The 23,011-nt window shown below is 69.7% G+C and carries 19 protein-coding genes; 14 read left to right on the forward strand and 5 right to left on the reverse strand.

The genetic code is table 11. From position 1 onward, the window contains the following. Positions 1 to 169: 169 nt before the first annotated feature. The gene (bldD, locus tag ACIBLC_RS40245) at positions 170 to 670 is read right to left on the reverse strand and encodes a transcriptional regulator BldD (RefSeq protein ID WP_067366005.1); all 501 of its coding nucleotides are present in this window, start codon (positions 668 to 670) and stop codon (positions 170 to 172) included. A gap of 245 nt (positions 671 to 915) precedes the next feature. Here bldD and pyrR point away from each other — a divergent pair, with 245 nt between their 5' ends. The 13 genes from pyrR (at position 916) to metK (ending at position 15,303) form a co-directional block, all read left to right on the forward strand. Next, positions 916 to 1,506, forward strand: coding sequence for a bifunctional pyr operon transcriptional regulator/uracil phosphoribosyltransferase PyrR (gene pyrR / locus ACIBLC_RS40250; protein WP_399216463.1), 591 nt, complete (start codon positions 916 to 918; stop codon positions 1,504 to 1,506). 92 nt (positions 1,507 to 1,598) lie between these two features. Continuing rightward, complete coding sequence (locus tag ACIBLC_RS40255; RefSeq protein WP_399216464.1) at positions 1,599 to 2,576, forward strand: aspartate carbamoyltransferase catalytic subunit; 978 nt, start codon at positions 1,599 to 1,601, stop codon at positions 2,574 to 2,576. Positions 2,577 to 2,580: 4 nt separating this feature from the next. Next, positions 2,581 to 3,867, forward strand: a complete 1,287-nt coding sequence (locus tag ACIBLC_RS40260; RefSeq protein ID WP_399216465.1) for a dihydroorotase — start codon at positions 2,581 to 2,583, stop codon at positions 3,865 to 3,867. An 8-nt stretch (positions 3,868 to 3,875) separates the two neighbouring features. After that, on the forward strand, positions 3,876 to 4,433 hold the full coding sequence (locus ACIBLC_RS40265; RefSeq protein WP_399216492.1) for a hypothetical protein: 558 nt from the start codon (positions 3,876 to 3,878) through the stop codon (positions 4,431 to 4,433). Then, positions 4,430 to 5,572, forward strand: coding sequence for a glutamine-hydrolyzing carbamoyl-phosphate synthase small subunit (gene carA, locus ACIBLC_RS40270; protein WP_399216466.1), 1,143 nt, complete (start codon positions 4,430 to 4,432; stop codon positions 5,570 to 5,572). Before ACIBLC_RS40265 ends, carA begins: the two co-directional genes overlap by 4 nt. After that, positions 5,565 to 8,873 carry a carbamoyl-phosphate synthase large subunit gene (gene carB, locus ACIBLC_RS40275; RefSeq protein WP_399216467.1) on the forward strand — a complete coding sequence of 1,103 codons (3,309 nt, stop codon included), beginning with the start codon at positions 5,565 to 5,567 and terminating at the stop codon, positions 8,871 to 8,873. Before carA ends, carB begins: the two co-directional genes overlap by 8 nt. Before the next feature lie 71 nt (positions 8,874 to 8,944). Further along, the gene (locus ACIBLC_RS40280; RefSeq protein WP_399216493.1) at positions 8,945 to 10,051 is read left to right on the forward strand and encodes a quinone-dependent dihydroorotate dehydrogenase; all 1,107 of its coding nucleotides are present in this window, start codon (positions 8,945 to 8,947) and stop codon (positions 10,049 to 10,051) included. After that, positions 10,048 to 10,890, forward strand: a complete 843-nt coding sequence (gene pyrF / locus ACIBLC_RS40285) for an orotidine-5'-phosphate decarboxylase (protein WP_399216468.1) — start codon at positions 10,048 to 10,050, stop codon at positions 10,888 to 10,890. Before ACIBLC_RS40280 ends, pyrF begins: the two co-directional genes overlap by 4 nt. A 386-nt stretch (positions 10,891 to 11,276) precedes the next feature. Further along, positions 11,277 to 11,600: an integration host factor gene (locus ACIBLC_RS40290; protein ID WP_016638838.1), complete on the forward strand. Its 324-nt coding sequence runs from the start codon at positions 11,277 to 11,279 to the stop codon at positions 11,598 to 11,600. A gap of 37 nt (positions 11,601 to 11,637) precedes the next feature. Beyond that, the gene (gene gmk, locus ACIBLC_RS40295; RefSeq protein WP_399216469.1) at positions 11,638 to 12,195 is read left to right on the forward strand and encodes a guanylate kinase; all 558 of its coding nucleotides are present in this window, start codon (positions 11,638 to 11,640) and stop codon (positions 12,193 to 12,195) included. A gap of 36 nt (positions 12,196 to 12,231) precedes the next feature. Further along, complete coding sequence (gene rpoZ, locus ACIBLC_RS40300) at positions 12,232 to 12,504, forward strand: DNA-directed RNA polymerase subunit omega (RefSeq protein ID WP_003982715.1); 273 nt, start codon at positions 12,232 to 12,234, stop codon at positions 12,502 to 12,504. Positions 12,505 to 12,618: 114 nt separating this feature from the next. Beyond that, complete coding sequence (gene coaBC, locus ACIBLC_RS40305) at positions 12,619 to 13,821, forward strand: bifunctional phosphopantothenoylcysteine decarboxylase/phosphopantothenate--cysteine ligase CoaBC (protein ID WP_399216470.1); 1,203 nt, start codon at positions 12,619 to 12,621, stop codon at positions 13,819 to 13,821. Positions 13,822 to 14,094: 273 nt separating this feature from the next. Continuing rightward, positions 14,095 to 15,303, forward strand: a complete 1,209-nt coding sequence (gene metK / locus ACIBLC_RS40310; RefSeq protein ID WP_399216471.1) for a methionine adenosyltransferase — start codon at positions 14,095 to 14,097, stop codon at positions 15,301 to 15,303. A 55-nt stretch (positions 15,304 to 15,358) separates the two neighbouring features. Here metK and ACIBLC_RS40315 read toward each other — a convergent pair whose 3' ends face one another. Genes ACIBLC_RS40315 through ACIBLC_RS40330 form a run of 4 tightly spaced genes read right to left on the reverse strand, consistent with a single transcriptional unit; the run spans position 15,359 to position 20,488 of the window. Then, positions 15,359 to 16,435 (reverse strand): hypothetical protein, encoded by a 1,077-nt coding sequence (locus ACIBLC_RS40315; protein ID WP_399216472.1) that lies wholly within the window; start codon positions 16,433 to 16,435, stop codon positions 15,359 to 15,361. Between the two features lie 42 nt (positions 16,436 to 16,477). Continuing rightward, the gene (locus tag ACIBLC_RS40320) at positions 16,478 to 18,421 is read right to left on the reverse strand and encodes an ABC transporter substrate-binding protein (RefSeq protein ID WP_399216473.1); all 1,944 of its coding nucleotides are present in this window, start codon (positions 18,419 to 18,421) and stop codon (positions 16,478 to 16,480) included. 5 nt (positions 18,422 to 18,426) lie between these two features. Further along, positions 18,427 to 19,179, reverse strand: coding sequence for a TIR domain-containing protein (locus ACIBLC_RS40325; RefSeq protein ID WP_399216474.1), 753 nt, complete (start codon positions 19,177 to 19,179; stop codon positions 18,427 to 18,429). Between the two features lie 13 nt (positions 19,180 to 19,192). Next, positions 19,193 to 20,488: a helix-turn-helix domain-containing protein gene (locus ACIBLC_RS40330; RefSeq protein ID WP_399216475.1), complete on the reverse strand. Its 1,296-nt coding sequence runs from the start codon at positions 20,486 to 20,488 to the stop codon at positions 19,193 to 19,195. A 340-nt stretch (positions 20,489 to 20,828) separates the two neighbouring features. Here ACIBLC_RS40330 and ACIBLC_RS40335 point away from each other — a divergent pair, with 340 nt between their 5' ends. Continuing rightward, the gene (locus tag ACIBLC_RS40335) at positions 20,829 to 22,976 is read left to right on the forward strand and encodes a primosomal protein N' (RefSeq protein ID WP_399216476.1); all 2,148 of its coding nucleotides are present in this window, start codon (positions 20,829 to 20,831) and stop codon (positions 22,974 to 22,976) included. Positions 22,977 to 23,011 lie beyond the last annotated feature (35 nt).

Genomic DNA, 23,011 nt, shown 5'->3' on the forward strand with positions numbered 1-23,011 from the left:
GCTCGACCGCCTGTCCCGACTGCTGGCCGGACCCCCCCGCCGCCCCGCGGGGGGGGGGGGGGGGGGGGGGGGGGGGGCGCCGGCGCCCCCGGGCGCGGGGGGGGGGGGGGCCCGTGGGCGGCCCCCCCCCCCCCCGGGCGCCACGTTTCTGCTCAGGCGCTGCTTGGGATCAGCCCTCGTCGTGGGAGACCGCGCGGCGCGCGTCCGCGTCCAGGACACCCCAGCTGATCAGCTGTTCGGTGAGGACCGAGGGCGACTGGTCGTAGATGACGGCGAGCGTGCGCAGGTCGTCCTGGCGGATCGACAGCACCTTGCCGTTGTAGTCACCGCGCTGCGACTGGATCGTCGCGGCGTAGCGCTGGAGCGGGCCGGCCTTCTCGGCGGGCACGTGGGCCAGCCGCTCCAGGTCCAGGACCAGCTTCGGCGGCGGCTCGGCGGCCCCGCCCGGAGTGGTGCCCGGCAGCAGCTCCTGCACCGGAACCCCGTAGAAGTCCGCGAGCTCGGCAAGACGCTGCACGGTTACGGCGCGGTCTCCGCGCTCGTACGAACCGACGACGACCGCCTTCCAGCGTCCCTGGGACTTCTCCTCGACGCCGTGGAGGGAAAGGCCCTGCTGGGTGCGGATGGCCCGGAGCTTGGCCCCGAGCTGTTTGGCGTATTCGCTGGACATATAGCTCCCCGGACGCTGTATCAACGTGCGGCTCGGCCGCGCGGCTGGTGACTCACTGTGAGGTTACGCAGCGTTACTCTGCCCCGTCAAGCCGAATGGTCCGGACCGACTCTTCCGTGAGGGCCACCAGCGATGGCTCGAAGGGGGGGTGATCAGGTGTGTTGCGGGGCTGGTAGCGTGGATGGCGCAATTCCGACGTCCTTTAATGATCCGTCCCGTGAGGCGGAGAAGGAGGTCCGTTTCCTATGGACACCGAGCACGACAAGCAGAGCTACGAGTCCGATGCGCGGCCGGTTCTCGAAGGCCCCGACATCGCGCGGGTACTGACCCGCATCGCCCACGAGATCGTCGAACGCGCCAAGGGCGCCGACGACGTGGTGCTTCTCGGCATTCCGACCCGGGGCGTCTTCCTCGCCCGGCGGCTCGCCGTGAAGCTGGCGGAGGTCACCGGCCGCAAGATCCCGGTCGGCTCCCTCGACATCACCATGTACCGCGACGACCTGCGCATGCATCCACCGCGTGCGCTGGCCCGCACGGAGATTCCCGCCGACGGCATCGACGGCCGCCTCGTCGTCCTCGTCGACGACGTGCTCTTCTCCGGCCGGACCATCCGCGCGGCGCTCGACGCGCTGAACGACATCGGCCGTCCGCGCGCCGTACAGCTGGCGGTCCTGGTCGACCGCGGTCACCGTGAACTGCCCATCCGCGCCGACTACGTCGGCAAGAACCTCCCCACGTCGTTGCGGGAGACGGTCAAGGTCCAGCTCGCCGAGGAGGACGGTCGCGACACCGTCCTGCTCGGAGCGAAGCGGACCTCCACGGGCGGCGAGCAGTAGCCACGCGAGGGCGTCCGTCTCTGTCGTGCGCCCTCGTGCTGCCGCGCGCCCGAATTCTCCCGCGAACTGAACTTCCTTACGGAGCCTGAAAGATGCAGCGTCATCTCATCTCGGCCGCCGACCTCTCCCGCGACGACGCCGTCCTGATCCTCGACACCGCCGAGGAGATGGCCCGAGTCGCCGACCGGCCGATCAAGAAACTGCCGACCCTGCGCGGCCGTACCGTCGTCAACCTCTTCTTCGAGGACTCCACCCGTACCCGGATCTCCTTCGAGGCGGCGGAGAAGCGGCTCTCCGCCGACGTGATCAACTTCACCGCCAAGGGGTCGAGCGTCTCCAAGGGCGAGTCCCTCAAGGACACCGCGCAGACGCTGGAGGCCATGGGTGTCGACGCCGTCGTCATCCGGCACGGCGCCTCCGGAGCCCCCTACCGGCTCGCGACCTCCGGCTGGATCGACTCGGTCGTCATCAACGCGGGCGACGGCACCCACCAGCACCCCACGCAGGCCCTGCTGGACGCCTTCACCATGCGGCGCCGGCTGGTCGGCCGGGACGCGGGGATAGGGCAGGACCTGGCCGGCAAGCGGATCACGCTCGTCGGCGACATCCTGCACAGCCGGGTCGCCCGCTCCAACGTCGACCTGCTGCACACCCTCGGCGCCGAGGTCACCCTCGTCGCCCCGCCCACCCTGGTGCCGGTCGGTGTCGAGACCTGGCCCTGCGAGGTCTCGTACGACCTCGATCGCACGCTCTCCAAGTCCGACGCCGTGATGCTGCTGCGTGTGCAGCGGGAGCGGATGAACGCGGCGTTCTTCCCGACCGAGCGTGAGTACTCGCGGCGCTACGGCCTCGACGGCGACCGCATGGCGAAGATGCCCGAGCACGCCATCGTGATGCACCCCGGCCCGATGGTTCGCGGTATGGAGATCACCGCCGAAGTGGCCGACTCGGACCGCTGCACCGTCGTCGAGCAGGTCGCCAACGGCGTCTCGATCCGGATGGCCGTCCTCTACCTGCTCCTTGGCGGCAACGAGCCCGCCGTCACCCACACCCGTACCGAGGAGAAGTAAGCACATGAGCAAGATCCTTATCCGTGGTGCGCGGGTGCTCGGCGGCGAGCCGCAGGACGTCCTCATCGACGGCACGGTCATCGAGGCGGTCGGCACCGGGCTCTCCGACGAGGGCGCGGAGGTCGTCGAGGCGGACGGCAAGGTGCTGCTGCCGGGGCTCGTCGACCTGCACACGCATCTGCGCGAGCCGGGCCGCGAGGACTCCGAGACCGTGCTGACCGGCACCCGGGCGGCGGCGACCGGCGGCTACACCGCGGTGTTCGCCATGGCCAACACCTTCCCCGTCGCGGACACCGCCGGTGTCGTCGAGCAGGTCTACCGGCTCGGCCAGGAGCACGGCTACTGCGACGTACAGCCCATCGGCGCCGTCACCGTGGGCCTGGAGGGCAAGAAGCTCGCCGAACTCGGCGCCATGCACGAGTCCGCCGCCGGGGTCACGGTCTTCTCCGACGACGGCAAGTGCGTGGACGACGCGGTGATCATGCGCCGGGCGCTGGAGTACGTGAAGGCCTTCGGCGGAGTCGTCGCGCAGCACGCGCAGGAGCCGCGGCTCACCGAGGGCGCGCAGATGAACGAGGGTGTCGTCTCCGCCGAGCTGGGCCTCGGCGGCTGGCCCGCGGTCGCCGAGGAATCGATCATCGCCCGGGACGTCCTGCTCGCCGAGCACGTCGGATCCCGCGTCCACATCTGCCACCTGTCGACCGCCGGGTCCGTCGAGATCGTCCGCTGGGCCAAGTCCCGCGGCATCGACGTCACCGCCGAGGTGACCCCGCACCACCTGCTCCTCACCGACGAGCTGGCACGCACGTACAACCCGGTCTACAAGGTCAACCCGCCGCTGCGCACCGAGCGTGACGTGCTGGCCCTGCGTCAGGCGCTCGCCGACGGCACGATCGACATCGTCGCCACCGACCACGCGCCGCACCCGCACGAGGACAAGGACTGCGAGTGGGCCGCCGCCGCCATGGGCATGGTGGGTCTGGAGACCGCGCTGTCCGTCGTGCAGCAGACGATGGTGGAGACCGGGCTGCTCGACTGGGCCGGCGTCGCGGACCGCATGTCCGTCAGGCCCGCCGGGATCGGCCGGGCCGTGGGCCACGGCCGTCCCGTCTCGGCAGGTGAGCCCGCCAACCTCACGCTGGTCGACACCGAATACCGTGGAGCCGTGGACCCCGCGGGCTTCGCCTCGCGCAGCCGCAACACCCCCTACGAGGGCCGTGAGCTGCCGGGCCGTGTCACGCACACCTGGCTCCGGGGCAAGGCCACCCTCGTGGACGGGAAGCTCGCGTGACACCTCAGATGATGATCGCCGCCGAACAGAAGTCGGCGGAAGTGACCGACTGGGCCGCCCGTATCGGCTGGCTCGTCGGCCTCGCGCTCTTCGTCGCGCTCCTCTACTGGCTGATGCGCGAGGGCTGGAAGTGGCGCGGCACCCTCCAGGGCGACCTGCCGGAGCTGCCCACCGCGCCGTCCGAGCTGGGTCCGGTGAGACTTGAGCTGACCGGTCGCTACCACGGCTCCACCACCGCCGGGCAGTGGCTGGACCGGATCGTCGCGCACGGCCTGGGTACCCGCAGCCGGGTCGAGCTGACGCTGACGGACGCGGGCCTGGACGTCGTACGCCCGGGAGCCGCGGACTTCTTCGTCCCGCTCGCGCGGCTCCGTGAGGCCCGGCTCGACAAGGGCATCGCTGGCAAGGTCCTCACCGAGGGCGGTCTGCTCGTCGTCACCTGGGCGCACGGCGACCGGCTGATCGACTCGGGCTTCCGCTCCGACCGCGCGGCCGAGCACAACGAATGGGTCGACACCCTGAACAGCATGATCAGCGAGATCAACGACACGGAAGGCGCACGATGACGACCTCCACCCGGGGAGCCGTGAAGGTTCCCGCCGTACTCGTCCTGGAGGACGGCCGGATCTTCCGCGGCCGTGCCTACGGGGCCGTGGGGGAGACCTTCGGCGAAGCGGTGTTCTCCACCGGCATGACCGGCTACCAGGAGACCCTCACCGACCCGTCGTACCACCGCCAGGTCGTCGTGATGACCTCCCCGCACGTCGGCAACACCGGCGTCAACGACGAGGACCCCGAGTCGCGGCGCATCTGGGTCGCCGGATACGTCGTACGGGATCCCGCGCGCGTGGCCTCCAACTGGCGCTCCCGGCGCTCGCTGGACGAGGAACTGCGCAACCAGGGCGTCGTCGGCATCAGCGGCATCGACACCCGGGCGCTCACCCGCCACCTGCGCGAGCGGGGCGCGATGCGCGTCGGCATCTTCTCCGGGAACGCGCTGCCCGACGACGGGACCATGCTCGCCGAGGTGCGCCGGGCGCCCGAGATGAAGGGCGCGAACCTCGCCGCCGAGGTCGCCACCAAGGAGACGTACGTCGTCCCCGCGATCGGCGAGAAGAAGTTCACCGTCGCGGCTGTCGACCTGGGTATCAAGGGCATGACCCCGCACCGCATGGCGGAGCGGGGCATCGAGGTGCACGTACTGCCCGCGACCGCCACGGCCGAGGACGTGTTCGCGGTGAACCCCGACGGGGTGTTCTTCTCGAACGGTCCCGGGGACCCGGCGACCGCCGACGGCCCCGTCGCCGTCATGCGGGAGGTGCTGGCGCGGAAGACACCACTGTTCGGCATCTGCTTCGGCAACCAGATCCTGGGCCGCGCGCTCGGCTTCGGCACCTACAAGCTGAAATACGGCCACCGCGGCATCAACCAGCCGGTGCAGGACCGAACGACCGGCAAGGTCGAGGTCACCGCGCACAATCACGGCTTCGCCGTCGACGCGCCGCTCGACAAGGTGTCCGACACCCCCTACGGCCGCGCCGAGGTCTCCCACGTCTGTCTGAACGACCAGGTCGTCGAGGGTCTCCGGCTCCTCGACCAGCCGGCCTTCAGCGTCCAGTACCACCCCGAGGCGGCGGCGGGCCCGCACGACGCGGCCTACCTGTTCGACCGCTTCGTAGAGCTCATGGAGGGCCAGCGTGCCTAAGCGCACCGATATCCAGTCCGTCCTGGTCATCGGCTCCGGCCCGATCGTCATCGGCCAGGCCGCCGAGTTCGACTACTCAGGCACCCAGGCGTGCCGCATCCTGCGCGCCGAGGGCCTGCGGGTCATCCTGGTCAACTCCAACCCGGCGACGATCATGACCGACCCGGAGATCGCCGACGCCACGTACGTCGAGCCGATCACCCCGGAGTTCGTCGAGAAGATCATCGCCAAGGAGCGGCCGGACGCGCTGCTGCCCACCCTGGGCGGTCAGACGGCCCTGAACACCGCCATCTCCATGCACGAGCAGGGTGTCCTGGAGAAGTACGGGGTCGAGCTGATCGGCGCCAACGTCGAGGCGATCAACAAGGGCGAGGACCGCGACCTCTTCAAGGGTGTCGTCGAGGCCGTCCGCGCGAAGATCGGGCACGGCGAGTCCGCCCGCTCCGTGATCTGCCACTCCATGAAGGACGTCCTGAAGGGCGTGGAGACGCTGGGCGGTTACCCGGTCGTCGTCCGTCCCTCCTTCACCATGGGCGGCGCCGGCTCCGGTTTCGCGCACGACGAGGAGGAGCTGCGCCGCATCGCGGGCCAGGGACTCACGCTCTCGCCGACCACCGAGGTACTCATCGAGGAGTCCATCCTCGGCTGGAAGGAGTACGAGCTGGAGCTGATGCGCGACAGGAACGACAACGTCGTGGTCGTCTGCTCCATCGAGAACTTCGACCCGATGGGCGTGCACACCGGCGACTCGATCACCGTCGCGCCCTCGATGACGCTGACCGACCGCGAGTACCAGCGCCTGCGGGACATCGGCATCGCGATCATCCGTGAGGTCGGCGTGGACACCGGCGGCTGCAACATCCAGTTCGCGGTGAACCCCGAGGACGGCCGGATCATCGTCATCGAGATGAACCCGCGGGTGTCGCGTTCCTCCGCCCTCGCCTCCAAGGCGACCGGCTTCCCGATCGCCAAGATCGCGGCCAAGCTCGCCGTCGGCTACACCCTCGACGAGATCCCGAACGACATCACGGAGAAGACCCCGGCGTCCTTCGAGCCGACGCTCGACTACGTCGTGGTCAAGGCCCCGCGGTTCGCCTTCGAGAAGTTCCCGTCCGCCGACTCGACGCTGACCACGACCATGAAGTCGGTCGGTGAGGCCATGGCGATCGGCCGCAACTTCACCGAGGCGCTCCAGAAGGCGCTGCGGTCGCTGGAGAAGAAGGGCAGCCAGTTCACCTTCGTCGGCGACCCCGGCGACAAGGCGCTTCTTCTTGAAGAGGCCGTCCGGCCGACCGACGGGCGCATCAACTCCGTCATGCAGGCCATCCGCGCGGGTGCCACTCCCGAGGAGGTCTTCGAGTTCACGAAGATCGACCCGTGGTTCGTGGACCAGCTGTTCCTGATCAAGGAGACCGCGGACGAACTGGCCGCCGCCGACAAGCTGGACCCCCAGCTGCTGGCGGACTCCAAGCGGCACGGTTTCTCCGACGCGCAGATCGCCGAGATCCGCGGGCTCCGCGAGGACGTCGTCCGCGAGGTGCGGCACGCGCTCGGTATCCGCCCGGTCTACAAGACGGTCGACACCTGCGCCGCCGAGTTCGCGGCGAAGACGCCGTACTTCTACTCCTCCTACGACGAGGAGACGGAGGTCGCTCCCCGCGAGAAGCCCGCGGTCATCATCCTGGGCTCCGGCCCCAACCGCATCGGCCAGGGCATCGAGTTCGACTACTCCTGCGTCCACGCCTCCTTCGCGCTCAGCGACGCCGGCTACGAGACCGTGATGGTCAACTGCAACCCCGAGACCGTCTCGACGGACTACGACACCTCCGACCGTCTGTACTTCGAGCCGCTGACGCTGGAAGACGTGCTGGAGATCGTCCACGCGGAGACGCTGGCCGGTCCGGTCGCGGGTGTCATCGTGCAGCTCGGCGGCCAGACCCCGCTCGGCCTGTCGCAGGCGCTCAAGGACAACGGCGTGCCGGTCGTGGGCACTTCGCCCGAGGCCATCCACGCCGCCGAGGACCGCGGCGCCTTCGGCCGGGTCCTCGCGGAGGCGGGCCTCCCCGCGCCCAAGCACGGCACCGCCACCACCTTCGCCGAGGCCAAGGCCATCGCCGACGAGATCGGCTACCCCGTCCTGGTGCGGCCGTCGTACGTGCTCGGCGGACGCGGCATGGAGATCGTGTACGACGAGACGCGACTGTCCTCCTACATCGCCGAGTCGACCGAGATCAGCCCCTCCCGGCCGGTCCTCGTCGACCGGTTCCTGGACGACGCGATCGAGATCGACGTCGACGCCCTGTTCGACGGCGAGGAGCTGTACCTCGGCGGCGTCATGGAGCACATCGAGGAGGCCGGGATCCACTCCGGCGACTCGGCGTGCGCGCTGCCGCCGATCACCCTCGGCGGGTTCGACATCAAGCGCCTGCGGGCCTCCACGGAGGCCATCGCCCGCGGCGTGGGTGTGCGCGGACTGATCAACATCCAGTTCGCGCTGGCCGGGGACATCCTGTACGTCCTCGAAGCCAACCCGCGTGCCTCCCGCACCGTCCCCTTCACCTCGAAGGCGACCGCGGTACCGCTGGCCAAGGCCGCCGCCCGGATCTCGCTGGGCGCGACCGTCGCCGAACTGCGGGCCGAGGGCCTGCTCCCGGCCAACGGCGACGGCGGCACGCTGCCGCTCGACGCGCCGATCTCCGTCAAGGAGGCCGTCATGCCGTGGTCGCGCTTCCGCGACATCCACGGTCGCGGCGTCGACACGGTCCTCGGCCCGGAGATGCGCTCCACCGGTGAAGTCATGGGCATCGACTCGGTGTTCGGCACGGCGTACGCCAAGTCCCAGGCGGGCGCGTACGGTCCGCTGCCGACCAAGGGCCGCGCCTTCATCTCCGTCGCCAACCGCGACAAGCGCTCGATGATCTTCCCGGCGCGTGAACTGGTCGCCCACGGCTTCGAGTTGCTCGCCACGTCCGGCACGGCCGAGGTGCTCAGGCGCAACGGCCTCAACGCCACCGTCGTACGCAAGCAGAGCGAGGGCGTGGGCCCCAACGGCGAGAAGACCATCGTCCAGCTCATCCACGACGGTCAGGTCGACCTCATCGTCAACACGCCCTACGGCACCGGCGGCCGCCTCGACGGCTACGAGATCCGTACGGCGGCCGTCGCGCGGTCCGTGCCGTGCCTGACGACGGTTCAGGCACTCGCCGCCGCCGTCCAGGGCATCGACGCGCTCAACCGCGGTGACGTGGGCGTGCGTTCACTCCAGGAACACGCCGAGCATCTGATCGCGGCCCGCGACTAGCAGCCCCGAGGGGGACACCGGAAACGGTGTCCCTCTCTTCGTGAGGACACCCTGTCTTCGTGAGGACACCCATGTACAAGATCTTCTTCAACCTCGTCTTCAAGCGAATGGACCCCGAGCGGGCCCACTACCTGGCCTTCCGCTGGATCCGGCTCACGGCCCGTGTCCCCGTGCTGCGCACCTTCGTCGCGGCCGTGCTCGCTCCCCGCCACGAGGAACTGCGCACCGAGGCGTTCGGCCTGCGGATGCACGGCCCGTTCGGGCTCGCCGCCGGCTTCGACAAGAACGCCGTCGCGATCGACGGGATGTCGATGCTCGGCTTCGACCACGTCGAGATCGGCACGGTCACCGGGGAGCAGCAGCCCGGCAACCCCAGGAAGCGGCTGTTCCGGCTCGTGCCGGACCGGGCGCTGATCAACCGCATGGGATTCAACAACGAGGGTTCCGCGGCCGTCTCCGAGCGGCTGGCCGCCCGTACGCCCGTCTTCAGGACCGTCGTGGGCGTCAACATCGGCAAGACCAAGGTCGTACCGGAGTCGGAAGCCGTCGGCGACTACGTGAAGTCGACCGAGCGGCTGGCCCGGCACGCCGACTACCTCGTGGTCAACGTGAGCTCGCCGAACACCCCGGGGCTGCGCAACCTCCAGGCCACGGAGGCGCTGCGGCCGCTGCTGAGCGCCGTCCGTGAGGCCGCCGACCGCGCGGTCACCGACCGGCGGGTTCCCCTCCTCGTCAAGATCGCGCCCGACCTCGCCGACGACGACATCGACGCGGTCGCCGACCTCGCCGTGGAACTCGGCCTGGACGGGATCATCGCCACGAACACCACCATCGCGCGCGATGGACTCGGTTTGAAGTCCCAACCCGAGCTGGTCAAGGAGACCGGCGGCCTCTCGGGCGCGCCGCTGAAGGCACGCTCCCTCGAGGTGCTGCGCCGTCTCTACGCGCGCGTGGGCGACCGGATCACCCTGGTGGGCGTCGGCGGCGTCGAGAACGCCGAGGACGCCTGGCAGCGCATCCTGGCCGGCGCCACGCTGGTCCAGGGCTACAGCGCCTTCGTCTACGAGGGCCCGTTCTGGGCCCGCGCCATCCACAAGGGGCTGGCCGCTCGGCTGGACACGAGCCCGTACGCCACCCTCGCCGACGCGGTCGGCGCCGACGTGAGGAAGTCCGCATGAGCCTGGAGCCCTTCGGAGCACGTCTGCGCCGTGCGATGGACGACCGCGGCCCGCTGTGCGTCGGCATCGACCCGCACGCCTCGCTGCTTGCCGACTGGGGCCTGAGCGACGACATCGCGGGCCTGGAACGCTTCAGCCGCACCGTCGTGGAGGCGCTGGCCGACCGGGTCGCCGTCCTGAAACCGCAGAGCGCGTTCTTCGAGCGCTTCGGGTCGCGCGGCATCGCCGTACTGGAAAGGTCGGTCGAGGAGGCGCGGGCCGCCGGGGCGCTGGTGGTGATGGACGCCAAGCGTGGTGACATCGGCTCGACCATGGCCGCCTACGCGGAGACCTTCCTGCGCAAGGACGCGCCACTGTTCTCGGACGCGCTGACCGTGTCGCCGTATCTGGGCTACGGCTCGCTGCGGCCCGCGGTCGAGTTGGCCCGCGAGAACGGGGCCGGCCTCTTCGTCCTCGCGCTCACCTCCAACCCGGAGGGCGGCGAGGTGCAGCACGCGGTCCGCGCCGACGGCCGGAACGTCGGAGCGACCGTGCTGGCCCACCTCGCCGCCGAGAACGCGGGGGAGGCGCCCCTGGGTTCCTACGGGGCGGTGGTGGGCGCCACGCTGGGCGATCTCTCCTCGTACGACCTGGACATCAACGGACCGCTCCTCGCGCCAGGGATCGGCGCTCAGGGGGCCACCGCGGCCGATCTCGCGGGTGTCTTCGGCGCGGCGGTGCGCAATGTCGTCCCGAATGTCAGCCGGGGTGTTCTGCGTCACGGTCCCGGTGTCGTCGCGCTGCGGGAGGCCGCGGCGGGCTTCGCCGAGGAGATCAGGGCCGCGGTGACGGCCGCCTGAGCCGTCCGTGAGCTGTCCGAGGGCCTCGCGGCAGGCCTTCGGCGGCGCGTCCGTGGACCGTCGGCGGCCGTTTCGCGGTCCGTCGACGGTCCCGGGGAGTCCTCCGGTGGACGCCTTTGGAGGGCCTCGATCTTGGATACATTCTCAAATCCGGGGCGGTATGTCTGAAATGTCAGGCTCCAGGGAGGCTGACCAGGACTTTTCCGCTGTTCTCGCTGACTCTGGCGCACTTGCCCGCTAGTCTCCGTCGAGTGGGAGCCCCTCCCGCGCTCGTAAGGGAGTGGGGGGCACCGGGCAAGCGTGTTGCTCGCGGTTCCCCAGGTGTGGGGCGACTAGGTTCCTCACCGGTCCGTATCCGACAGTTCGACATCCGAGGTGACGTAGGCGTGGCTCTTCCGCCCCTTACCCCTGAACAGCGCGCAGCCGCGCTCGAAAAGGCCGCCGCGGCTCGCCGGGAGCGGGCCGAGGTCAAGAATCGACTCAAGCACTCCGGCGCCTCCCTTCACGAGGTCATCAAGCAGGGTCAGGAGAACGACGTCATCGGCAAGATGAAGGTCTCCGCTCTCCTCGAGTCCCTGCCGGGCGTGGGCAAGGTCCGTGCCAAGCAGATCATGGAGCGACTGGGGATCTCCGAGAGCCGCCGTGTACGCGGCCTCGGTTCGAACCAGATCGCCTCCTTGGAGCGTGAGTTCGGCGGCTCGGGCGCCTGAGTTCTGGGCACCCCGGGATTGCTGGAATAATCGCTGCATGAGTGAACGTCCGCGGCTGACCGTGCTCTCCGGTCCCTCAGGGGTCGGCAAGAGCACGGTCGTCGCTCATATGCGCAAGGAACACCCCGAGGTCTGGCTCTCGGTGTCGGCGACGACCCGCAAGCCGCGCCCCGGTGAGAAGCATGGAGTCCACTACTTCTTCGTCAGTGACGAGGAGATGGACAAGCTGATCGCCAACGGCGAACTCCTGGAGTGGGCCGAATTCGCCGGCAACCGCTACGGGACGCCGCGTGCCGCCGTACTGGAGCACCTGGAGACGGGTGTGCCGGTTCTCCTGGAGATCGATCTCCAGGGCGCCCGGCAGGTCCGCGAGTCCATGCCGGAGGCCCTGCTCGTGTTCCTGGCTCCGCCCTCCTGGGAGGAGCTGGTGCGCAGGCTCACCGGTCGGGGCACCGAACCGCCCGAGGTGATCGAGCGCCGCCTGGAGGCGGCCAAGATCGAACTGGCGGCCGAGACCGAGTTCGATGTCACCCTTGTCAACACCTCCGTCGAGGATGTAGCACGTGAGCTGCTAGCCTTGATGGAAGTTGTTTGATCTTTCAGGTCTTTTTCCCTTTTCGGAAGGCAGAGCGTGTCCTCTTCCATCACCGCTCCCGAGGGCATCATCAACCCTCCGATCGACGAGCTCCTCGAGGCCACCGACTCGAAGTACAGCCTGGTGATCTACGCGGCCAAGCGTGCCCGTCAGATCAACGCGTACTACTCGCAGCTCGGTGAGGGTCTCCTCGAGTACGTCGGTCCCCTGGTGGACACTCACGTCCACGAGAAGCCGCTTTCTATCGCGCTCCGCGAGATCAACGCGGGTCTGCTGACCTCCGAGGCCGTAGAGGGCCCCGCTCAGTAGTCACTGTTCTCTCTTCATCCCAGGCCCGGCAGCGCGACTGCCGGGCCTGTGGTGTGTCATGGGGTTGAACGTTTCCGAGAGTTGTCGAACGTTTTCGAGAGTTGGGGAGGCCCGGTGGACAAGCCGAAGGTCGTGCTGGGGGTCAGCGGCGGCATCGCCGCGTACAAGGCCTGTGAGCTGCTGCGCCGGCTGACCGAGTCCGGCCATGACGTACGCGTCGTGCCGACGGAGTCCGCCCTGCACTTCGTCGGCGCCGCCACCTGGTCCGCCCTCTCCGGGCACCCGGTCTCCACCGAGGTCTGGACGGACGTCCACGAGGTGCCGCACGTCCGCATCGGCCAGCACGCCGACCTGGTCGTGGTGGCCCCGGCGACGGCCGACATGCTAGCCAAGGCGGCCCACGGCCTCGCCGACGACCTCCTCACGAACACCCTCCTCACCGCCCGCTGCCCGGTCGTATTCGCGCCCGCCATGCACACCGAGATGTGGGAGCACCCGGCGACGCGGGAGAACGTGGCGACGCTGCGTCGCAGGGGTGCCGTCGTCATCGAGCCCGCCGTGGGGCGGCTGACCGGCGTCGACACCGGCAAGGGGCGGTTCCCCGAGCCCGCGGAGATCTTCGAGATCTGCCGGCGGGTGCTCGCGCGCGGCGTGGCCGAGCCGGATCTCGCCGGGCGCCATGTCGTCGTCAGCGCGGGCGGCACGCGTGAGCCGCTCGACCCCGTCCGCTTCCTCGGCAACCGTTCCTCCGGCAAGCAGGGGTACGCCCTCGCCCGCACGGCGGCCGCGCGGGGCGCCCGGGTCACGCTGATCGCCGCCAACACCGCGATGCCGGACCCGGCGGGTGTCGACGTCGTCCAGGTCGGAACCGCCGTGCAACTGCGTGAGGCGGTGCTGAAGGCGGCCTCGGACGCCGACGCGGTGGTCATGGCCGCCGCTGTCGCGGACTTCCGCCCGGCGGCGTACGCGACCGGGAAGATCAAGAAGAGGGACGGCCAGGAGCCGGAGCCGATCGTGCTCGTCCGCAACCCGGACATCCTCGCCGAGATCTCCGCGGACCGGCCCCGCCCCGGCCAGGTGGTCGTCGGTTTCGCCGCCGAGACCGACGACGTACTCGCCAACGGACGGACGAAACTCCGGCGCAAGGGATGCGATCTCCTGGTGGTGAACGAGGTGGGGGAGCGCAAGACCTTCGGAGCCGAGGAGAGCGAGGCCGTGGTGCTCGGGGCCGACGGCAGCGAGACCCCGGTGCCGTACGGGCCGAAGGAGGCGCTGGCCGACACCGTCTGGGATCTGGTGGTCCCCCGGTTCCGGTGAACGTCTCAGTCACGTGAAATCTCGGCCGGCGGGAACGCCCCGATTGCCTCGACAGGGGCCTCGGGACGCGCGAGAACGGGCGTGGCGGCCCTGGCGAAAATCTAGCGGGATAGCGCAGAATGCCCGTGCCGCAGGTCACAGCGCTTCCGAGAAGCGAGACAGATGGGCCTGTGGGTGAGTGCGACCGATAAACTGTTCGCGGACGACGCCGGGCGCAGCCCCCGGCCGTTCACCAATGATCAGCCAGCAGCCGCTGCAACCTCAGGGAGCGTTGTGTCCCGTCGCCTGTTCACCTCGGAGTCTGTGACCGAGGGTCACCCCGACAAGATCGCTGACCAGATCAGTGACACCATTCTCGACGCGCTTCTGCGGGAGGACCCGAAGTCCCGGGTCGCCGTGGAGACGCTGATCACGACCGGTCTGGTGCACGTGGCCGGAGAGGTCACCACCAAGGCGTACGCGCCGATCGCGCAGCTCGTGCGCGACAAGATCCTCGAGATCGGTTACGACTCCTCGAAGAAGGGCTTCGACGGCGCCTCCTGCGGCGTCTCGGTGTCCATCGGCGCGCAGTCGCCCGACATCGCGCAGGGCGTCGACTCGGCGTACGAGAATCGTGTCGAGGGTGACGAGGACGAGCTCGACAAGCAGGGCGCGGGCGACCAGGGCCTGATGTTCGGCTACGCGACGGACGAGACGCCGGCCCTGATGCCGCTCCCGATCCACCTCGCGCACCGCCTCGCGCGCCGCCTCTCCGAGGTCCGCAAGAACGGGACGATCCCCTACCTGCGCCCGGACGGCAAGACCCAGGTCACCATCGAGTACGACGGTGACAAGGCGGTCCGCCTGGACACGGTCGTCGTCTCCTCGCAGCACGCCTCCGACATCGACCTGGAATCGCTCCTGACCCCCGACATCCGCGAGTTCGTGGTCGAGCCGGAGCTGAAGGCCCTCCTGGACGACGGCATCAAGCTGGAGACCGAGGGCTACCGCCTGCTGGTCAACCCGACCGGCCGCTTCGAGATCGGCGGCCCGATGGGCGACGCCGGCCTCACCGGCCGCAAGATCATCATCGACACGTACGGTGGCATGGCCCGCCACGGCGGCGGCGCCTTCTCGGGCAAGGACCCGTCCAAGGTCGACCGCTCCGCCGCGTACGCCATGCGCTGGGTCGCCAAGAACGTCGTCGCCGCGGGCCTCGCCACCCGCTGCGAGGTCCAGGTCGCGTACGCCATCGGCAAGGCCGAGCCCGTCGGTCTCTTCGTCGAGACCTTCGGTACCGCCAAGGTCGACGCCGAGAAGATCGAGACCGCCATCACCGAGGTCTTCGACCTCCGCCCGGCGGCCATCATCCGCGACCTCGACCTGCTCCGCCCGATCTACGCCCAGACCGCCGCGTACGGTCACTTCGGGCGCGAGCTGCCCGACTTCACGTGGGAGCGGACGGATCGCGTGGAGGCGCTGCGTAAGGCTGTCGGCCTGTAGGGCCGGTTTCACGGTGAGGCCCGGTGCCCCTTGGGGGGTGCCGGGCTTCGGTGTTTTACTCCTCCGGCTCCGGGGCCGTTTCTCCGACGTCGTCCGCGTCCGCCCGCTCCTGGCCAAAGCGTCGCCCGAGCTCATCGGCCACCTCCGATTTGCCGTGAACGCGGGCCAGCTTGATGAGCCGCCCGGCGAACAGTTCCAGGTCCGGATCGGAGGGTGAGAAGCCGAACCACGCCAGGAACGCGTCGAGCGAAGGTGCGGGATCCGTCCCTTTGTTCGATGCCGCACCGGTGATGTCCTGGGTTTCCTCCCACTCGGACGGAGGCCGATGACCGACGTGGTTTTCGGCGTACGGCTCCGATGGCGGGGACACCAGGTGCTCGAAGACCGGTGCGACACCCTCGTTGTTGGCGGCGGCGGACAGGCGGGCGAGCATGCCGATCCGGTCCACTGCTCCCTCGACTTCCCTTTCGTTCTGTGAGAGCCACCACACCACGGCGCTGCCGGTGTCCTTGAGAACGTCATCGCCCAGGTAGGTGCGCTTACTGCGTTCGTAGTTGCGCTCGTGTTCCCAGACGTCCTCGTCCTTGCGGACGCTGGAGAGTTTGGCGAGACGCTCGCGATCGGACTCGGGAAGGCTGAGTGAGACGTCCTGCGCCATCGCCATGACGCGACCGTGGGAGTCCGGGCGCATGGTGCCCAGAGCTCCGTCGAGCTGGTGCTGTGCGAAGGTGCTTCGATGGGGCGGCTGTTGGGCCGTTACCCCGCGAGCGCGCTGGAGCACAGCGTCGACGGCCAGGCCGGCAGGGTTGATGTAGGGGGCGTCCCCTGCCGTTTCCAGCACCAGCCATCGCACCGTGGCCGAGAAGGAGAAATCGTAGTCCGCGACGGAACTCGGCAGGGCCACGTGCGTGATGCGATGCTCCTGGCGCTGGGGTTCCGGCAGCGGGAGGTCGGGTTCCGGAAGGAATTCACGCGGAAACGCTTCGTGCTCCGGAGCCAGGGTGCGATGCGTCACCAGCGCGATGACCAAGAGGAGCACGGCCGTGGTGGGCCAAGCCCACCACGGCCAGCCAACGCTCAGCCCGAGGATGACGAGGATCAGTCCCAGGATGACGGTGAGGAAAAGCGTCATCGTCTTTTGGCCAGAGCGCATGGAAAGCCCTCGCATTCGGTGTCAGACGGCTTGTTCGTAGGACTCGATGCCCTGAGCGGTATTGATCTTCTCGAGCAGTTGGTAGACGGTGTTCGCCCGCTCGCCGGTGAGGTCCGGGCCCTCGCGTTGCCAGTCGAGAGCGACCCGATAGAGGCGCCCCGAGACGTGGCTGTCCGTCGCGCAGGCCGCGACGAGTACGTCCAGCGCGAAGTCGCGACGACCCTGGCCGCCCGCCGAGTTGAGCCAGTGGGCGACGGCTGGGGCCCAGAATTCGACGGGCCGGCTCACCGCTCCGGCCCAGCCCAAGGTCAGCGAATCGCGCACGATCTGAGACCCGATGAGCCGTACGGGATCGGCGACTGCCAGGAACAGCTTGAAGTCCGCAGGCCACCGCTTCTGGGCGATACTTGTGGAGAGTCGATCCAGCATCCGCTGGTAGAGACGGTTCTCGCTTCTCGCCAGTCGTAGCACGGCTCCCTGGGCAGCTACGCCCGTCGGCCCCTCCGCCCTGCGTGCCAGGTGATGCAGACGGACGAGTGCCTGGTCCGGATGGGAGCGGGCCATGGTCGCGGAGCACACCAGGACCAGGACCCGCCGCAACGTGTCGCCCGTGTCCGAGACAGTGGCCCAGTCGTAGATCCGCTGTCGGAAGTAACGACCGTGCTGGTCGTCGTCCAGTCCGAGCGCGAGCACCTGCGCGGCATCAGGGACCAGGTGGGCCGACGTGCTCCCACTCGTCCATTGTTCCGCCAGCCAGATCAGATCCTGGGGACGGCCGGTACGCAGACTCTGCGCCGTGAACCTCGCGACCGCCTCCTCGCGCTCGGACTGGGTGAGTCCGGGCTCCTTGAGACAGGTCCTGAACCAGTCGCGCAGTTGACGGCGGATGTCCGGCAGAAATGTCCAGAAGTGGTCCCGGACAGCTCGGTCGTAGCCGGCGAGACGGAAGAACACACGGCCGTTCGGCTGGGTCTCGGCGCCGATCGCCATGAACTCCGCGTGGAGATCCGCCCGGTCGAGCCGTGGTGCGGGATCCGGAGGGTGGCTCAGGACTCCCAGCAGGGCGTTGGTGGACTGAAGCACTGTTGCCGGGGTGGTGCCGTGAAACATCGCGAGGGCCAGCAGCAATGCCCGACGGTGGCCGTCCTGTTCGTTCGAGAGGTCCGCCGCCACGCGCGCGGTCTGGTCGTGGAGATCGGCCAGGGATTCGGAGAGCCAGTCGGAGAAACCGCGTTCAGGTCCCGCTGAGTTCCGGCGGCGCCTGATTCGGTCGGCCAGCTCCGCCACCTCGCGCACGGGCGCCTGGGGTAGGTAGGCCGTGAGTTCCGGACCGGCGAGTTCGTCCGCCGAAGGCACCATGCCCTCGCATCGCAGATGGCGGACGAGCAGTCTCCTGGCCGAAGGGCGGCCGATCTCCACGATGAAGCGTCGTAGTTCGTCGTGACGCAGGTAGCCGAGATGGTGCGGTAGTACCACAGCGAGATGAGCGTCGTGTCCGATGAGGCTTTCGCGGAAGGCGGGGAAGTCCTTCTGGATGGCCAGATACCGGGATTCGTCGACTTCGGAGAGATCGAGCAGGAGTCGGTCGCCGTCGTTTATGTCGCGTGTGTCGAGCGGCGAGGTGTTCCTGTCGTCACTGGTGTCGGGGAGTTCGTGCAGACTCCCCCTAGTTCCCGAGAGCTCGTGGAGCAGCATCAGGGCAGCCGCTCGTCGACCACTGCCCGGCAGTCCGTCGACGAGCACTGTTTGCGAACCGCGCAGTTCACTGCGGGCCTGTCGCATGCGCGGAGGTGGTACGAATCGCTGGTAGAGGCGCTCGCGATCGTCCTTGGAAATGGCCAGACGACCTCTGCTCACCTGTACCCGCAGCCGCGCTTCGGCGGCTTGGAGATGGAAGGTGTTGTACTGCGGCCCCGGACCGCTGTGGACCGGGCCCCGGGCCTCGTTGACGAAGGTGGCGAACATGTCGGTCACTTCTCGTCGCCCTCGTGCGGGAGCCGCGATCCGAACCGCTGGCGTATTCCGCCCTGGTTGTCCCCGGCGATGTAGTTGGTGCCGTCGCCGCTGATGTGGGGGCCGTCGTACTGGTTTCCGCTGCCGGTGTGCAGCGGGGCGTGCGCCTCGTTCACGAAGGTGCCCACCGAACCGCCGACCTGACCGATCCCGCCGCCCTGCCGGTCGGTGCGCACGGTCGCATCCTGTACAGGCTCGGCGGTGGCGTCCGGTCGCGCGGCACGGTCAAGCGCCGCGAGGCCGGGAACCTGCTGCACTAGCCGGTCGCCGAGCTGGGCCAGATCCGCGTCCATGCTGTGCAGATCGAGACGCGCATACTGGCATTCGGCGAGCTCCTCGATCGTCTTCGGGAGGCTATGCGGATCGAGCTGTTCGACATGGCGGCCGACAAACAAGGGGATCACCAGTGCGCCGGAGGACAGGGCTTCCTCGATCTCCCGTCGTACCCAGTCCTGGGGGTTGTCCAAGGCCCTCCTGCCGGGCTCCTGCCGATCCGGTGCTGCGAGCCACTGGTCGTCAATGACCGCGAGCAGAACACGACTGCGCCGGGCTGCCTGGACGAGTGCTCCCTTGAAACGGCTTCCGGGATCGATGGACTTTCTGGCGAGGAAGACGCTGTCCGCCCCGAACCTCGCTGACAGCTCCCGGTCACACATGTAGGCGACTTCCTTGCCGCCCCTGGTCCGGTAGTTGATGAAAATCTCGTGCATGATTCGGTCCTCTCTAAGACGGAGTGCCGCAGTTCAGTGAGGAGGCCAGCTCCGGAGCGAGCCCACGTACCGAAGAGTTGCGGGCGTGCCGTCCGAGGGTGTGGGAAAGCCGCCGAAGGTCGGCGTGGACGGTTGCGGAGCGAGTGAGCCGTACGGACGGCAGGATGTCGGCGGCCACTTCGCACGCCCGGTCGACATCGCCTGCCGCGGCGTGGGCGAGCGCACGCCGGACGCCGTACCGGGCCCGGGTGCGAAGCGCGTGCTCGGGGATTCGTTGTGTCTCCACGTCGAGCAGGGCGGCGGCCCGCCGTGGGTGGCCGAGATCGTAGAGGCACCAGCCTGTGAACATCGAGACCACGTCCGGTACGTGGGATGCGCCGAGCACCGGCTGCTCGGGGTCGGCGGAGTCCAGTGCGAGCAATTCACGTGCACGGTCGAGGCTGCGCATGCAGGCGTCGTAGTCGCCCTCGACCGCCGTGCTCTGCGCCAGATGCTGGGCGGCGAGCCCGCGGATCCGGGAGGGCGCGGTGCTCTCCAGCGCATGGGTGGCGAGTTGCGCGGCCTCGGACACGTCACCGCGGTACAGGCTGACCAAGGAGCCCCGGACATGGGCGTACATGGCCAGGCCGGTGTCGTGGCCCGCGTGCGCCAGCTGAACGGCCCGATCGGTCCACCACAGCGCCGACGCGTCGTCGCCGCATTCTTGGGCCATCCACCCGGCGTACTCGGTGTAACGGGAGGCGAGGACCAGCAGTGAACACCGCGTGCGGGGGCCGCTGCGTAGCGCGAGCTGCTCCAGACTGTGGATCTGCGCGATGAGCGGAGGCAGCACGCCTGCCGGCCCCGAAGCCTGGCCGAGTCGCCGAAACTGGTCGAACAGTAGGCGGGCGGCCTCGACAACCGTCGCTGCTCCTTCGTCGATCCAGGGCTGGGACTGTGCCTCACCTGCTCGCACGGTCAGTACGGACGCGGCCCCGGCGGTGATGACCCCGCGCCGCGTCAGGGATTGGAAAGAGCTCGAACCGTCCTTACCCAGTTGCATCAACCACACCTCATCGTCGTGATCGGAAGGAGGCACCGGCGGACGGGAGCGCACCACGGGTACCAATCCGGCGAGCGCACCGTCGGCCTTCAGCTGGGCATCGCACAGTCGTGCCAGTTCCGGCGTCGCACGCTTGAGGCCGCGTTCCACCTTGCTGAGCTGGCTCTTGCTGTAGTGCACGCGCCGTCCGAGCTGCTCCAGAGAGAGTCGGGCGGCCAAGCGCCGCCTGCGCAGTTCCTGCCCGAAGTCGTGCGACTGCTCCAGCACTTCGACCTCCGTCACTCACCGGCCGACAGCCGGCGAGCACCGCATCAGCGTGCGGCCGGGCAGCTGGGCCGATCAAGGCGAATAGGGGGTTTCCCGTTTCCTCTTGCGGAGGGAAGCCGACACCGGACGATGTGTCGAGAAAGCGATATCGGCCATCGCGCCCCACCGAGACCCGGCGGGTGGAGTGCGCCTTGGGCGTGCGGTGAATCTGGATCACGGGCCGCTGCCGCTTGGAATTCGGGAGGACTGGTGTCGCGGCGCCCTCGGGGACTTTCTGGTCCGTGACCGAGTGGGCGCAGGCAGCGTGGCGGTGTCGGTGCGCTCTGGTAGGAATGTGGCTGTGAGCAGCGCTGACGGGGATGGTGAGGGTGGGGCGGAAGGTGCGCCGCCTGAGCAGCTTGCGTTGATTCGGGAGAGTGTGCGCAAGGCCAACGCGCCGAAGGCGAAGCCGCGGACGTGGCGGGGGGCCGCGCTCGCCAAGGAACTGCCCGTCGCGCGTGTGCTCGTGGACAAGGGTGTGCTGCATCTCGACCGGTATTTCGACTACGCCGTTCCCGAGGACCTCGATGCGCAGGCGCGGCCCGGGGTGCGGGTGCGGGTGCGGTTCGGGGCCGGGCGTCATCGGGTGCGGGAGGGGCGCCGCGAGGGCGGCGGGCTGATCGACGGGTTTCTTGTCGAGCGGCTCGCCGAGTCGGACTACGCGGGGCCGTTGGCCGCCCTGGCTCAGGTCGTCTCGCCCGAGCCGGTGCTGAGCGAGGAGCTGCTGGGCCTCGCCCGTGCTGTCGCGGACCGGTACGCGGGCAGTCTCGCCGATGTGCTTCAGCTGGCCGTGCCGCCGCGCAACGCCCGGGCGGAGGGCAAGGACTCGCCCGCGCCGCTGCCGGTTCCCGGGGTGCCCGAGGTGGGGTCCTGGGCGCGGTACGGGCGGGGCACGGCCTTTCTTGAGTCGCTCGCGGCGGGGGGAGCGCCGCGAGCGGTGTGGAACGCGTTGCCGGGACCCGGCTGGGCCGAGGAGCTGGCGCGAGCCGTGGGAGCGACGCTCGCCTCGGGGCGGGGCGCGCTCGTGGTCGTGCCGGACGGGCGGGCCGTCTCGCGCGTCGACGCCGCGCTGACCTCACTGCTGGGGGAGGGGCGGCATGCCGTCCTCACCGCCGAGGCCGGGCCGGAGAAGCGGTACCGCGAGTGGCTCGCCGTGCGGCGTGGGTCCGTACGGGCCGTGGTGGGGACCCGGGCCGCCATGTTCGCGCCCGTGCGGGACCTGGGCCTGGTGGCCATCTGGGACGACGGGGACGGCAGCCACAGCGAGCCGCACGCTCCTCAGCCGCACGCGCGGGAGGTGCTGCTGCTGCGGGCCGCTCACGACAAGTGCGCCTTTCTGCTGGGGAGTTGGAGCTGCACGGTCGAGGCGGCGCAGCTGGTCGAGAGCGGCTGGGCGCTGCCGCTGGTCGCCGAGCGTGAGCAGGTGCGGGCGGTCGCGCCATTGGTGCGGACCGTGGGGGACGGGGATCTCGCGCGGGACGAGGCCGCCAGGGCCGCGAGGCTGCCCACGATCGCCTGGCAGGTGGTCCGGGAAGGGCTGCGGCACGGGCCGGTGCTGGTGCAGGTGCCCCGGCGGGGCTACGTACCGCGGATGGCCTGTGCGCAGTGCCGGGCGGCCGCGCGGTGCCGGCACTGCGCGGGGCCCCTGGAGTCGCAGGACGCGGGGGCGCTGCGGTGTACGTGGTGCGGTCGGGACGAGGCGGCCTGGCACTGCCCCGAGTGCGGTGGGTTCCGGCTGCGGGCGCAGATCGTGGGCGCGCGGCGGACCGCGGAGGAACTGGGGCGGGCGTTTCCGGCGGTCCCCGTGCGGACGTCCGGACGTGAGCAGGTGCTCGACACGGTGCCGGGCGCGCCCGCGCTGGTCGTGAGCACACCGGGCGCCGAGCCGGTCGCCGACGGCGGCTACGCGGCCGCGCTGCTGCTCGACGGCTGGGCGATGCTCGGACGACCCGACCTGCGGGCCGGTGAGGAGGCGCTGCGGCGCTGGATCGGCGCGGCCTCGCTGGTGCGTCCACAAGGCGCCGGGGGGACCGTGGTGGCCGTCGCCGAGCCGACGCTCCGTCCCGTGCAGGCGCTCGTACGGTGGGATCCCGTGGGGCACGCCGTCCGCGAACTCGCCGAGCGCGCCGAGCTCGGGTTTCCCCCGGTGTCGCGGATGGCGGCCGTGTCCGGTGTGCCGGAGGCGCTGGCGGAGTTCCTCGCCGCCGCCGAACTGCCCGGTGACGCCGAGGTGCTGGGGCCCGTGCCGATGCACGTCACGGAGGCGGGGCGTCCTCGGCGGGTCGGTGGGCCGCCTCCGGGTGAGCACTGGGAGCGGGTCCTCGTCCGGGTGCCGCCCGGCAGCGGGTCGGCGCTCGCCGCGGCGTTGAAGGCCGCGCAGGCTGCGCGGATGGCGCGTGGGGGGAGTGAGCCCGTACGGATCCGGATCGATCCGCCGGACATCGGGTGAGGTGGGTGGCCGGAGGGAGTGAGCACAGGGCCGCC

Origin of the sequence: Streptomyces sp. NPDC050535 (assembly GCF_044457665.1) — a bacterium.
In the GTDB taxonomy this organism is placed as follows: Bacteria; Actinomycetota; Actinomycetes; order Streptomycetales; family Streptomycetaceae; genus Streptomyces.

Excerpts from the sequence above, each read along its gene's own strand:
- bldD (WP_067366005.1), bottom strand. The coding sequence starts at position 670 with ATGTCCAGCGAATACGCCAAACAGCTCGGGGCCAAGCTCCGGGCCATC.
- pyrR (WP_399216463.1), top strand. The coding sequence starts at position 916 with ATGGACACCGAGCACGACAAGCAGAGCTACGAGTCCGATGCGCGGCCG.
- ACIBLC_RS40255 (WP_399216464.1), top strand. The coding sequence starts at position 1,599 with ATGCAGCGTCATCTCATCTCGGCCGCCGACCTCTCCCGCGACGACGCC.
- ACIBLC_RS40260 (WP_399216465.1), top strand. The coding sequence starts at position 2,581 with ATGAGCAAGATCCTTATCCGTGGTGCGCGGGTGCTCGGCGGCGAGCCG.
- ACIBLC_RS40265 (WP_399216492.1), top strand. The coding sequence starts at position 3,876 with ATGATGATCGCCGCCGAACAGAAGTCGGCGGAAGTGACCGACTGGGCC.
- carA (WP_399216466.1), top strand. The coding sequence starts at position 4,430 with ATGACGACCTCCACCCGGGGAGCCGTGAAGGTTCCCGCCGTACTCGTC.
- ACIBLC_RS40280 (WP_399216493.1), top strand. The coding sequence starts at position 8,945 with ATGTACAAGATCTTCTTCAACCTCGTCTTCAAGCGAATGGACCCCGAG.
- pyrF (WP_399216468.1), top strand. The coding sequence starts at position 10,048 with ATGAGCCTGGAGCCCTTCGGAGCACGTCTGCGCCGTGCGATGGACGAC.
- gmk (WP_399216469.1), top strand. The coding sequence starts at position 11,638 with ATGAGTGAACGTCCGCGGCTGACCGTGCTCTCCGGTCCCTCAGGGGTC.
- ACIBLC_RS40315 (WP_399216472.1), bottom strand. The coding sequence starts at position 16,435 with ATGACGCTTTTCCTCACCGTCATCCTGGGACTGATCCTCGTCATCCTC.
- ACIBLC_RS40320 (WP_399216473.1), bottom strand. The coding sequence starts at position 18,421 with ATGTTCGCCACCTTCGTCAACGAGGCCCGGGGCCCGGTCCACAGCGGT.
- ACIBLC_RS40325 (WP_399216474.1), bottom strand. The coding sequence starts at position 19,179 with ATGCACGAGATTTTCATCAACTACCGGACCAGGGGCGGCAAGGAAGTC.